At 61.4% G+C, this 11916-nt stretch carries 12 protein-coding genes; 2 read left to right on the plus strand and 10 right to left on the minus strand.

Features of this window, described 5'->3' with window-relative positions; all coding sequences use genetic code 11:
• Positions 1 to 6: 6 nt before the first annotated feature.
• The gene (gene flhF, locus BM346_RS04645; RefSeq protein ID WP_092009305.1) at positions 7 to 1332 is read right to left on the minus strand and encodes a flagellar biosynthesis protein FlhF; all 1326 of its coding nucleotides are present in this window, start codon (positions 1330 to 1332) and stop codon (positions 7 to 9) included.
• A 39-nt stretch (positions 1333 to 1371) separates the two neighbouring features.
• The gene (gene flhA / locus BM346_RS04650; RefSeq protein WP_092009307.1) at positions 1372 to 3543 is read right to left on the minus strand and encodes a flagellar biosynthesis protein FlhA; all 2172 of its coding nucleotides are present in this window, start codon (positions 3541 to 3543) and stop codon (positions 1372 to 1374) included.
• Positions 3544 to 3734: 191 nt separating this feature from the next.
• Here flhA and upp point away from each other — a divergent pair, with 191 nt between their 5' ends.
• On the plus strand, positions 3735 to 4373 hold the full coding sequence (gene upp, locus BM346_RS04655; RefSeq protein ID WP_092009309.1) for a uracil phosphoribosyltransferase: 639 nt from the start codon (positions 3735 to 3737) through the stop codon (positions 4371 to 4373).
• Between the two features lies 1 nt (position 4374).
• The gene (locus tag BM346_RS04660) at positions 4375 to 5661 is read left to right on the plus strand and encodes a uracil-xanthine permease family protein (RefSeq protein ID WP_092009311.1); all 1287 of its coding nucleotides are present in this window, start codon (positions 4375 to 4377) and stop codon (positions 5659 to 5661) included.
• A 484-nt stretch (positions 5662 to 6145) separates the two neighbouring features.
• Here BM346_RS04660 and flhB read toward each other — a convergent pair whose 3' ends face one another.
• The 8 genes from flhB to BM346_RS04700 form a co-directional block, all read right to left on the minus strand.
• Positions 6146 to 7282 carry a flagellar biosynthesis protein FlhB gene (gene flhB / locus BM346_RS04665; RefSeq protein ID WP_092009313.1) on the minus strand — a complete coding sequence of 379 codons (1137 nt, stop codon included), beginning with the start codon at positions 7280 to 7282 and terminating at the stop codon, positions 6146 to 6148.
• A gap of 24 nt (positions 7283 to 7306) precedes the next feature.
• Entirely contained in the window at positions 7307 to 8092 is a 786-nt protein-coding gene (fliR, locus tag BM346_RS04670; RefSeq protein ID WP_092009315.1) for a flagellar biosynthetic protein FliR, read from the minus strand.
• Between the two features lie 7 nt (positions 8093 to 8099).
• Positions 8100 to 8369, minus strand: a complete 270-nt coding sequence (fliQ, locus tag BM346_RS04675) for a flagellar biosynthesis protein FliQ (protein WP_092009317.1) — start codon at positions 8367 to 8369, stop codon at positions 8100 to 8102.
• Positions 8370 to 8377: 8 nt separating this feature from the next.
• Positions 8378 to 9127: a flagellar type III secretion system pore protein FliP gene (gene fliP, locus BM346_RS04680; RefSeq protein ID WP_227662936.1), complete on the minus strand. Its 750-nt coding sequence runs from the start codon at positions 9125 to 9127 to the stop codon at positions 8378 to 8380.
• On the minus strand, positions 9124 to 9516 hold the full coding sequence (gene fliO, locus BM346_RS04685; protein WP_227662897.1) for a flagellar biosynthetic protein FliO: 393 nt from the start codon (positions 9514 to 9516) through the stop codon (positions 9124 to 9126). Before fliO ends, fliP begins: the two co-directional genes overlap by 4 nt.
• Before the next feature lie 85 nt (positions 9517 to 9601).
• A complete protein-coding gene (gene fliN / locus BM346_RS04690) occupies positions 9602 to 10108 on the minus strand; it encodes a flagellar motor switch protein FliN (protein WP_092009323.1) in 507 nt (168 codons plus the stop codon).
• Positions 10101 to 11099 carry a flagellar motor switch protein FliM gene (gene fliM / locus BM346_RS04695; protein WP_092009325.1) on the minus strand — a complete coding sequence of 333 codons (999 nt, stop codon included), beginning with the start codon at positions 11097 to 11099 and terminating at the stop codon, positions 10101 to 10103. Before fliM ends, fliN begins: the two co-directional genes overlap by 8 nt.
• A 93-nt stretch (positions 11100 to 11192) precedes the next feature.
• Positions 11193 to 11693 (minus strand): flagellar basal body-associated FliL family protein, encoded by a 501-nt coding sequence (locus BM346_RS04700; protein WP_092009327.1) that lies wholly within the window; start codon positions 11691 to 11693, stop codon positions 11193 to 11195.
• Positions 11694 to 11916 lie beyond the last annotated feature (223 nt).

Below are 11916 nucleotides of genomic sequence, written 5' to 3' on the forward strand. Positions count from 1 at the left end.
CTGGGATCAGGCGCCTTCCGCCATGCTCTGCTGCCTGCGGGCGTCCCGCAGACGCTCCACGCCCAGCCTGACCAGCGACGTGTTGTTGGCCTGGTGCAGATCCTGGGGAATCTTCTGACCGTCGGTCACCCAGGCCACCGGCAATGAGGTCTCCACCGCGAACCCCAGCACTTCGCCCAGGGTCAGGGCCTCGTCCAGCTTGGTCATGACACAACCTGCAAGGTTAGCCATCTTATAGCAATGCCACATGGATTTCATGATCCTGGGCTGACTTGTCGCCGGCACCACCAGGTGGGAACGGATCCGGTGACGGCTGCGGGCCAGCTCCTGCAACTGCTCCTGGCAGCCGGGGTCGGCGCCGGACAGCCCTGCGGTGTCAATCAGAACGAGGTGCCGGTCTTCCAGCTCATCGAGAACGTCGTCCAGGCTGTGGCTGTCATCCACCACCCGCACCGGAACATTGAGAATCCGGCCGAACACGAACAGCTGCTCGTGGGCGGCCACCCGGTAACGGTCAGTGGTCACCAACGCCAGCGAGTCGGCGCCGTGCTCAAGCACGTACTGGGCGGCAATCTTGCCGATGGTGGTGGTCTTGCCGGAACCCGTCGGTCCTACCAGGGCATAGGCACCGCCCCGTGAAGCCCAGTCACCGCCACCGGTCCGCAGGCCGGCCGCCAGGGTCTTGAGGGACCGTTTCCAGTTGTCCTCCAGCTTGCCACGGCCACTCTGGCGCGCGAGACTCACCGCCAGCTCATGGGTCAGGCCGAACTCTTCCAGGCGCTCAGTCAGCCGCTTGCGAACCGCATCGACGGGATCGCCAACAGCGACCGATGTCGCTGCCGCCACCGGCGCCGGCGCGTGCTGACTCACCATGGCCCTGAGGGAGTCGATTTCCCGTCGCATCTGCGCCAGGTCGTCGGAGGGGGACTGACCAGCCGCCGACCCGGCGCGGATCTCACCGCGGCTCGGCGGCACCTCCGGCAGCTGGGAATCATCGGTCCGATAGGACCGCTGGCCGTAGGAGGGTGAGGACTCGGTGTCACGGCGGCTTCTCAGCTCGCGGATGCGGGTCCGGGAGCGGTCGAGCTCCTCCTCCAGCCGGCGATGCTGTTCCGCCTGCAGTTCACCCAGGCGTCCACCGCTGGTGGCTTCCGCCGCAGCCTCACCCAGTCGCTGGCGCGCCATGTTTTCGTCATAGTCCAGGGCGGTGACAATCTCCACACCGCCGTCGATCCGCCGGCTGGACAGGATTACCGCATCGTCTCCCATGTGTTCGCGCACCTGCTTCAGGGCCGCCGACATGGTTTCCGCAAAGAACCTTTTGACTTTCATCTGCCTCTTCCTCCCAAGTGGGCCATCAGCCCGCGGTCATTACTGGCCGACCGATGCCACAATGGTGATTTGCTTGTTATCCGGCACTTCCTGGTACGACAGCACGTGCAGTCGCTCCACTCCGTAACTGGCGAATTTCGCCAGTACCGGCCGCAGCGGCGCGGACACCAGCAGGATCGCCGGTTTACCCAGCATCTCCTGGCGCTGGGCGCTTTCCTGGAGTGACCGCTGCAGTTTTTCCACCATCCCTGGCTCAAGCACCAGGCCGATGTCGTCACCACCGCCGGATTGTTGACTCTGTTGCTGACTCTTCAGCAATAACTGTTCCAACTCAGGATCCAGGGTGATCACAGGGATTTCCTTATCGTTGCCACAGATGCTCTGCATGATCATCCGGCGCAGTGCCTGGCGGGTCGCCGTGGTCAGGACTTTCGGGTCCTGGCTCTTGGGGTGGACATTGACGATGGCCTCGGCGATGGAGCGCATGTCGCGAACCGGCACTTCCTCCCGCAACAGGTTCTGCAGCACCCGCAGCAGAATCGATATCGATACCGTCGTGGGCACCAGTTCTTCCGCCAGCTTGGGCGAGATCTTCTCAAGCTGGTCCAGCCACTTCTGCACCTCCTCGTGGCCCAGCAGTTCGTGGGCATGGCTCTGCAGGATCTGGTTGAGGTGAGTGGCCACCACGGTACTGGCGTCCACCACGGTGTAGCCAAGGGTCTGGGCGTTGTCTTTCTGGTCCGGCTCGATCCAGGTGGCATCCAGGCCAAAGGCCGGGTCCTTGCCGGCAATCCCGTCCACCTTGCCGAACACCTGGCCGGGGTCGATGGCAAGCTCCCGCTCCGGATGGATCTCCGCCTCCGCGAGGGTCACCCCCATCAGCGTAATGCGATAGACGTTGGGCATCAGGTCAAGGTTGTCGCGAATGTGCACCGAGGGCATCAAGAAACCCAGGTCCTGGGAGAGCTTCTTGCGAACGCCCTTGATGCGGCTGAGCAACTGGCCGCCCTGGGACTTGTCCACCAGGGGAATCAGTCGATAGCCCACCTCCAGACCGACAATGTCGACGGTGGTGACGTCGTCCCAGCCCAGCTCCCGGGTTTCCGCCGGAGCAGGCAGGGCATGGTCGCCGGGCTCGCCACCGGAACGCGCGGAAGACGCCGGCCGGGAACCGGAACCGCCTTCCCGCGCGGAAGCGGGCCAGCCGCCCTCCTCTTCCACGGTCTGGCGATCCTGCTTCCAGATCCACCAGGCGGCTCCGGCAGCCGCCAGGCCCAGCCCCAGAAAGGCGACATGGGGCATGCCGGGAATCAGGCCCAGCAGAATCAGGATGCCGGCGGCGATAGCCAGCGCCTTGGGGGCGTCGAACATCTGCTTGAGGATCTGACCGCCCATGTCCTGGCTGGAGGTCACCCGGGTCACCATGATGGCGGCGGCGGTGGACAGCAGCAGCGATGGAATCTGGGCAACGAGGCCGTCACCGATGGTCAGCAGAGCGTAGTTCTGGGTCGCTGTGCCAAAATCCAGGCCGTGCTGGAGCATGCCGATACCGATGCCGCCGATCAGGTTAATGAACAGGATCAGCAGGCCGGCAACGGCATCGCCCTTGACGAATTTACTGGCACCGTCCATGGAACCGTAGAAGTCCGCTTCCTGGGCAATCTCGGAGCGGCGGCTCTTGGCCTCCTCCTGGTTGATCAGGCCGGCGTTAAGATCGGCATCAATGGCCATCTGCTTGCCAGGCATGGCATCCAGAGTAAAGCGGGCGCTCACCTCGGACACCCGGCCGGCGCCCTTGGTGACCACCAGGAAGTTGATGATCATGAGAATGGCGAACACCACCAGGCCAACAGCGTAGTTACCGCCGATCAGCACGGCACCGAAGGACTCGATCACCTTACCCGCCGCGTCACCGCCCTCGTGGCCATTGAGCAGAACGATACGGGTGGAGGCCACGTTCAGGGCCAGGCGCAACAAGGTGGCCACCAGCAACACCGTCGGGAAGGCCGCAAACTCCATGGGGCGCATGGCGTAGACACACACCAGCAGAATGGTGATGGAGAGGGCGATGTTGAAGGTGAACAGCACGTCCAGCAGAAACGCCGGCACCGGCAGGATCATCATGCCCAGCAGTGCCATCAGCAGGATGGGAATACCCAGGTTTCCCCGCGTCAGGGATTTGACGTTATTAAAGACGAGAGCCCGGTCCATGTTACTGGTTGTCTCCACTTCGCTGGTTCTGGTTGTGAGCGCCGGGGTCGTTTTTTTGACGCTCAAACCGGCTTACCGGGAGTAACGGCAAGATCCATACCATTTCCTGCAAAATCTCCGGTCAAGCCCCTGACTGACGTTCTCTGATACGGTATCCTTGCGCAAACTCCGACCAGACCAACAGGTGGACCATGCCCATTCACGAAGTCAAACACCCCCTCATTCAACACAAGCTCGGGATCATGCGCCGGGCCGACATCAGCACCAAGAACTTCCGTGAACTGGCCCAGGAAGTCGCAGCCCTCCTGACCTACGAGGCCACCAAGGACTTCGCGCTGCACAAGGAAACCATCGAAGGCTGGGCAGGACCGGTGGAAGTGGAGCAGATCGGCGGCAAGAAGGTCACCATCGTTCCAATCCTGCGGGCGGGCCTGGGGATGCTGGACGGCGTACTGACCCTGATCCCCGTGGCACGGGTGAGCGTGGTTGGCCAGATCCGCAACGAGGAAACCCTGGAAGCGTCGACCTACCTGGAGAAGCTGGTGGGCGAACTCGACCAGCGCATGGCGCTGATCGTGGATCCGATGCTGGCGACTGGTGGCTCCCTCATTTCCACCATCGATCTGCTGAAGAAGGCGGGCAGCACCGAGATTCGCGCCCTGGTTCTGGTGGCGGCGCCGGAGGGCATCGAGAAAGTTCTGGAAAAACACCCGGACGTTTCCATCTACACCGCCTCGGTGGATGAGCGGCTGAACGAGAAAGGCTACATCCTGCCCGGCCTCGGCGATGCCGGTGACAAGATCTTTGGCACCAAGCAGAAGGATGTCTGAGATGCAGGAGTCTGAAAACCCCACATCACTGCGGGACGACTACGCCGGCGAGCCGGTATGGCGCCAGGCCATCGCCGGATCCCAGATGCTCCTGGTGGCCTTCGGCGCACTGGTGCTGATGCCCCTGATCACCGGCATGAACCCGAATGTGGCGCTGTTCACCGCCGGCCTGGGCACGCTGATTTTCCATATCGTCACCGGCGGCAAGGTTCCGGTCTTTCTCGCCTCTTCCTTTGCCTTTATCGCACCCATCCTGGCCGCGAAACAGGAATTCGGCATGGCGGAGACCCTGGGTGGCCTGATGGCCGCGGGCATCCTCTATATCCTTCTCAGCGCCGCTGTGAAGATCCGCGGCACCGGTTTCATCAACCGTCTGCTGCCCCCGGTGGTGATCGGTCCGGTAATCATGATCATCGGTCTCGGGCTGGCACCGGTGGCGGTGCACATGGCCTCCGGTCGTACCGGTGACGGCTCCGCGGAACTGGTGCCCTACACCACGGCCATCGGTATCGCCATGGCATCGCTGCTGGTCACAATTGTGGTGTCGGTCTGGGCCAAAGGCGTCTTCCGGCTCATCCCCATCATGTTCGGTATTATCGTCGGCTACATTCTTTCAGCCTTTGCCGGCATCGTGGACCTGACCCCGATCCGTGAAGCCCCCTGGTTCGCGGTACCCGAGTTCATGGCGCCGTCGTTTGGCTGGGGCGCGATTCTGTTCATGATCCCGGTGGCCATCGCCCCGGCCATCGAGCACATCGGTGACGTGCTGGCCATCAGCAACGTCACGGGCAAGAACTTCATCAAGAAGCCCGGCCTGCACCGGACTCTTCTCGGCGACGGCCTGGCCACCAGCTCCGCCGCCATGCTCGGCGGTCCGCCCAACACCACCTACTCCGAGGTGACCGGTGCGGTGATGCTGACCAGGAACTTCAATCCCCGGGTCATGCTGTGGGCTGCCGGCACTGCTATCGTGCTGGCCTTTGTCGGCAAGTTCGGCGCCGCTTTGCAGACCATTCCGGCACCGGTCATGGGTGGTATCCTCTGCCTGTTGTTCGGCTCCATCGCGGTGGTGGGCCTGAACAGCCTGATCCGCAACCAGGTGGACCTGTCCCAGGCCCGCAACCTGGTGATCGTGGGCGTGACCCTGGTGTTCGGTATTGGCGGCATGAAGTTTCTGGGCCTGGAGGGTATTGCCCTGGCCGGGATCACGGCCATTGTTCTGAACCTGGTCCTGCCGGGTTCGGATAGTGCCTGGGGTGAGCGGATTCACCAGCACGAGAAGACGTAGGACCGCCTGCCTCGTGCTAGCCCTTGCTCGTTAGCCTGTTGGTTTTCGGGCAGGGGCGGCGGGCAGGGGGAGGCTTCTTCCGCCGCAATTCACGGCCCATCCCTGGGCCGGCCTTGCTAACGCGCCATCCCTGGCGCTGCTTCAGAAGCCTCCCCCTGCCCGCCGCCCTCCGGACTTCTCGGATAACGCCGGAAAATCCTCCCTGCTCTTCTTTTTGCCCTTCCTATTTCTTTACTGATTGACGGGCAAGAACAATCTTCAGGTGCAGACTGGTTGGGGGGCTTTCGTAACAGCGACATGGATGTCGCGGTAGCAAGGCCGGCCAGGGAAGGCCGTGAATTGCGGTGAAGAAAGCCCCCCAACCGGTTTGTGCATGCTCCAGAGGTAGCAGTCCCACTCCAGAGCTTTTCCCAGACAGAAAAAACGGGGTCAGACCCTATTTTCCTTCGGAAAAATGGGTCAGACCCCGGCACTACAGTCCAGATCAAATATCCCTACGCATATCCCGGGGAATCGGGAAACTGGGCATGGAGGGCTTGGCAGCATGCCCCTTGCGGAACTGCCGCAGCTGGAAGATATAGGCCAGCACCTGGGCCACGGCCATGTACAGGCCATCGGGAATCTCCTCCCCGATCCTGGTGTTGTGGTAGACCGCACGGGTCAGGGGAGGCGTCCGCAACACCTCCACCTTGTGCTCCCGGGCAATCTCCATGATCTTGAAGGCCACCTCGTCGGAGCCCTTCGCCACAACCACCGGCGCCGCCATCCTCCCCTGATCGTACTTCAGAGCCACCGCATAATGGGTCGGGTTGGTAATCACCACATCCGCCGTGGGCACATCCTGCATCATCCGCCGTTGCGCCATCTCCCGCTGCAGCTGACGGATCTTGCCCTTGACCTCCGGTTTGCCCTCCGTGTCCTTGTACTCGTCCTTCACCTCCTGCTTGGTCATCCGCAGCTTTTTCTGGTGATCGTAGATCTGGAAGGGTACGTCGACCACGGCAATCAGAATGGTGGCGCAGGAAAGAAAGAAGAAACTCCAGCCCAGGGTCCAGAGCACGTGCTCCATCGCCGGTACGACAGGCTCCTCGGAAATACTCAGCAAATCCTCAGTACGCAGGTTCAGGATGAGTATGGCCACCGCGAGAACCACGCCCACCTTGGCGATGGCCTTGCCCAGCTCCACCAGAGAGCGGACGGAAAACATCCGCTTCAGCCCCTTCAAAGGGTCCATGCGATTGAGCTTGGGCATGATGGCCTTGCCACTGAACAGTATGCCACCGATACCGATCGGGCCTGCAATGGCGGCAACCAGAAGCAACAGGAGAAGCGGGGACACCGCGACGGTGGCATCCCAGGAGGAAGCGATAAGCTGGGTGCTCATGAACCGGGTATCGAAGATCTCCGCCCGGTCCAGCACGAAGGCGCCCCGCATGATGTCCTCCAGGGACATGGCCAGGGTGCTGCCGAACATCAGCAGGCCACCGGCACCCGCCAGCAGCACCGCCATGGTGGCCAGCTCCTTGGAACGGGCGGTCTGGCCATCCTCCTTCGCTTTTTCAATTCGTCGGGGGGTGGCCTCCTCCGTTTTTTCCTGACTGTTGTCGTTCTCTTCAGCCATACTTCCTTACCCTGAAGCTGACACTCAGGGCTGGCCCTGAAGCTGTCGCATGAACTGGAATGTCTCGCGGGCGTACTGCTCGAAATGCGGCAGAAAATTGGCGTGCAGCACCCATATGGAGAACAATCCAAAAATCAGGCCAATCGGGAAACCCAGGGCGAAAATATTCATCTGGGGCGCAGCCCGGGTCATCACGCCAAAGGCAATGTTAACGATCAGCACTGCCGTTACCGCGGGCAACGCCAGCAGCATGGCGGACGCAAACATCCAGCTGATGCGGTGCGCCAGCTGCCAGACCCCCTCCTGGCCGAGCCCTTCCAGGCCAACGGGAATCGTGCGGAAGCTCTCCAGGAACACCTCGATCGCCACCAGGTGGCCGTTCATCGCGAGGTAAAGGAGGGTGATCGTAATGGTGTAGATCTGTGACAGTACCGTCACGTTCACGCCATGGGCCGGATCGTTCATGGACGCAAAGCCGAGACCCATCTGCATGGCGATCATCTGGCCGGCAATGGTGAACAGCTGGAACAGCGCGGTCAGGGCGAAGCCAAGGCCCACTCCGATGAGAATCTGCTGCAGGGTGATGATGACCGCATCAGCGCTGAAGACCTCCACCTGGGGCACGGGTGGAAGCATGGGCACGATCAGGATGGTGGTCAGCAGGGCAAGCCCTAGCCGTATCCGCGCCGGTACCAGCTGGGTGCCGATAAAGGGAATGACCATGAAAAAACTGGCGATGCGGAACAACGGCCAAAGGTGCTGGCCCACCCACTGGCTGATGGCGGCGTCGGTAAGATCAGCGGGTATCACGCCCCTGTCATCCGATCAGGTAGGGAACGCTGCCAATCAGGCGCTCGGCGTGATCAATCAGCTGGGTCAGCATCCAGGGGCCGAGAAAGATGATCACCAGCAGGGTGACGATCAGGCGCGGCAGGAAGCTCAGGGTCTGCTCGTTGATCTGGGTGGCAGCCTGGAAGGTACTGACCACCAGGCCGATCACCAGGCCGGGCCCTATTATCATGCTGGACAGCAACACGATCATCCAGAGCGCTTCCCGCATGATGTCGATGACGGTTTCTGGTGTCATGGAACCTCCTATATGCCGTAACTGGCGGCCAGTGTGCCCATGATCAGAGCCCAGCCATCCACCAGCACGAACAGCATGATCTTGAAAGGCAGCGAGATGATGATGGGTGACAGCATCATCATACCCATGGCCATCAGCACGCTTGCCACCACCATATCGATGATGAGGAACGGGATGAACAGGATGAACCCGATCTGGAACGCGGTTTTCAGTTCACTGGTAACGAAGGCCGGCATGAGAACCCAGAAGGAAACGTCTTCCGGGGAGTCGTACTGCTCGTCCGCGATGCGCATGAACAGGCCAAGATCACTTTCCCGGGTCTGGGCCAGCATGAATTCCCGGAAGGGCATACTGGCCGCCTCCACCGCCTCCAGGGAGGTCATCTCTTCCGCCATGTAGGGTTGCAGCCCTACCCGGTTGGCCTCCTCGAATACCGGTTTCATGATGAAAATACTCAGGAACAGGGCCAGCCCCAGCAGGATCTGGTTCGAGGGCGTGGACTGCAGCCCCAGGGCCTGGCGGAGGATCGCGAACACCACGATGATGCGGGTGAAGGAGGTCATCATCATGAGCATGGCCGGCAGGAAGGTAAGCGCCGTCATGAACGCCAGGATCTGCAGGGTTACGGAATATTCGTTCCCTTCTTCTCCCGGGGTCACGGTCACCGCCGGAATACCTGGAATACCGCCACCGCCCTGTTGGGCCAGCACTTCGGGGGCCAGCAAAAGGCCCGCCAGCAAAAACCACCAGCGCATCAGTCCTGATCTCCCCGCTTTCCGGCTCCGCCGGATGGCCAGGATCGCCCCATCATTGTGCGGAGTTTTTTCGCGAAGTCACTGTTAACCTCGCGGTCACCGGAAACCACCGGTTCATCAAAGACGTGCAGCGTGCGGATTGAGGTGGGCGTGACGCCCACCAGGATCTGGGTGCCGGCGACGTCGATCAGGGCGATGCGCTCCCGTGTACCAAGGGCCATAACGGATACCACTTTCATGGCCCCGGTGTTCATTCCCGTGAGCCCGTTCATCCGTCGGACCAGCCAGGCACAGGCAAAGATCAGTCCCAGCACCACCAGCAGCCCGATGCCCAGGGTCGCCAAAGACCCAAGGGTATCCCCGTTTCCCGAGCTTCGTTCCGTTATCGGCACGGGCGAGGTCTCCTGAGCACGGGCCAGCAGTGGCAGCAGCCATAAGGCCGGCAAGGTCAAATACCTGACGCATGGAGAGCTCATGTTATTTCTGCAGACGCTTGATGCGTTCACCGGGGCTGATGACGTCCGTCAGACGGATGCCGAATTTCTCGTTCACCATCACCACCTCACCATGGGCGATAAGGGTGCCATTGACCAGAACGTCCAGAGGCTCCCCCGCCAGCCGGTCCAGCTCGATCACCGACCCCTGGTTCAGCTGCAGCAGGTTGCGAATGGGAATCTGGGTGTTGCCCACCTCCATCGAGATGGTGACCGGAATGTCCAGAATCACATCCAGGTCCGGCTCGGTGCCTGTACGCTGGCGCGGCTCCGGCACATCACCGAAGTCCTCCATGGGCGCGGCGCGCACCTGGCGCCCGGCGTCCTTCCCCGCGTCCTCACCTTCGGCTTCGGCCATTGCAGCCGCCCATTCGTCGGTGCGGTCGCCCTCCCCGTCCTTGTCGCCGGACTCTTCCATGGCAGCCTCCCACTCAGCCGCCAGCTTTTCGTCTTCGCTCAGCTCGCGATCGTCTTTCTTGTCGTCAGCCATGTCGTCCTACCTTCAGTTGTTTCTTCACCACCGGAATCTTGGAGCGCTCGCTGATTCTCAGGGCCAGCTTGCCGTCCCGGGTACCCATGGTTGCCTTGTAGATGGGGATGCCGTTGGCGGTCATCTCCAGGGTTTCGGGCATCTCCACCGGGATAACGTCCCCGGCCTTGAACTTGGCCACGTCCCGGAGTGAAATGCGACGGCGGCAAACGGTCGCGTTGACCGGAACCCGCACGTCCTTGATGTCTTCCTGCAGGGCATTCACCCAACGCTCGTCCACATCGTCTATGTCGCTCTGGACACCCGCGTCCAGCACCTCGCGAATCGGCTCGATCATAGAGTACGGCAGGGCCATGTGCAGCTCGCCGCCACCACCGTCCAGCTCCACGTGGAAGGTACTGATAACCACCACCTCGCTGGGACTGACGATGTTGGCCATGGCCGGGTTGACTTCGGAGCTCAGGTAGTCGAAATCCACCTTCAGAACAGCGTGCCAGGCTTCCTTCATGTCCACGAACACCTGGTCCAGAACCATCTGGACAATGCGGGTTTCCGTCGGCGTGAACTCTCGCCCCTCGATCTTGGCGTGGCGACCTTCGCCGCCAAAGAAATTGTCCACCAGCTTGAATACCAGCTTGGCGTCCAGGATGAACAGGCCGGTACCCCTCAACGGTCGAACCTTCACCAGATTGAGACTGGTGGGGACGTAAAGGGTATGTATGTACTCGCCGAATTTCATGATCTGGATGCCGCCGGTGGAAACGTCGGCGTTACGGCGCAGCAGGTTGAACAGGCTGATGCGGGTATAACGGGCGAAACGCTCGTTGATCATTTCCAGGGTGGGCATCCGGCCACGGACGATGCGGTCCTGGCTGGCGAGGTCGTAGTTTTTTACCCCGCCTTCATCCGCCTCGTCATAGGTATCGATGTCGCCGTCATCCACACCGTGGAGCAGCGCATCGATTTCATCCTGTGAGAGAAGATCCTGCATAGTGTTTCAGCCCCTGACTGCCTGCAGAGTTGGCTGGCTGGCGCGGCATGCCGTCGCAATCACCCTGCCTCTGTTCATATCCACCCGTGATTCCTACTGAACCACGAAATTCCTCAGCAACACCCGCGTGACACCAGGCTCCCCTTCCTGCTCCAGCACCTGGTTGACCGCCGCCAACAACCGGTCGGGCAACTGCTCACGCCCCTCCGTGGTCTGCAGGGCCATGAATTCAGACTGACCAAGCTCGGCGATCAGGGCGTTGCGTAACAGTGGCCGATGCTTCCGGGCCGCCGCCAGGGGCTCCTCCTGGGCTGATTCCAGCGCCAGGTAAAGCTGCACAAAGCGCTGACGACCAGGATGCTTTACCGTTGTTACCAGCGGCTTTTCCATCACCCAGTACCGGGCGGGAACAAACATCTCCGTTTCCGCCTCACCGGCAGACGTGCCGGTCCCGGCTCCACTACCGTCCTTCAGGAACCAGAGGGTACCTGCCACCGACAACCCTATTGCCAACAGCAGCACGACTGTCAGCATCAGGATGAACTTGAGCCTGCCCTTCTTCGGCGGGGTCGCCACCTCGTTGTTTTCAGCCATTCAAGAGTCCGTCAATTTATTGCCGAAATCTTCGCACGGTCACCTTGTAGTTGGGAATATGCAAAGCCTGCGCCAACACGGAAATTCCGCTGGAAGACGCTGCCGGAAAACCAGCAAAACAAAAACGCCAGCCCAATGGGCTGGCGTCATTACGCGTCTCGGTATGAAGTGTAACGCCTGACTCCCGGCCTTGCTAATACCTTTGCAGGCACACCTCCGGCTT

The organism is Marinobacter daqiaonensis, from assembly GCF_900115285.1.
In the GTDB taxonomy this organism is placed as follows: Bacteria; Pseudomonadota; Gammaproteobacteria; order Pseudomonadales; family Oleiphilaceae; genus Marinobacter; species Marinobacter daqiaonensis.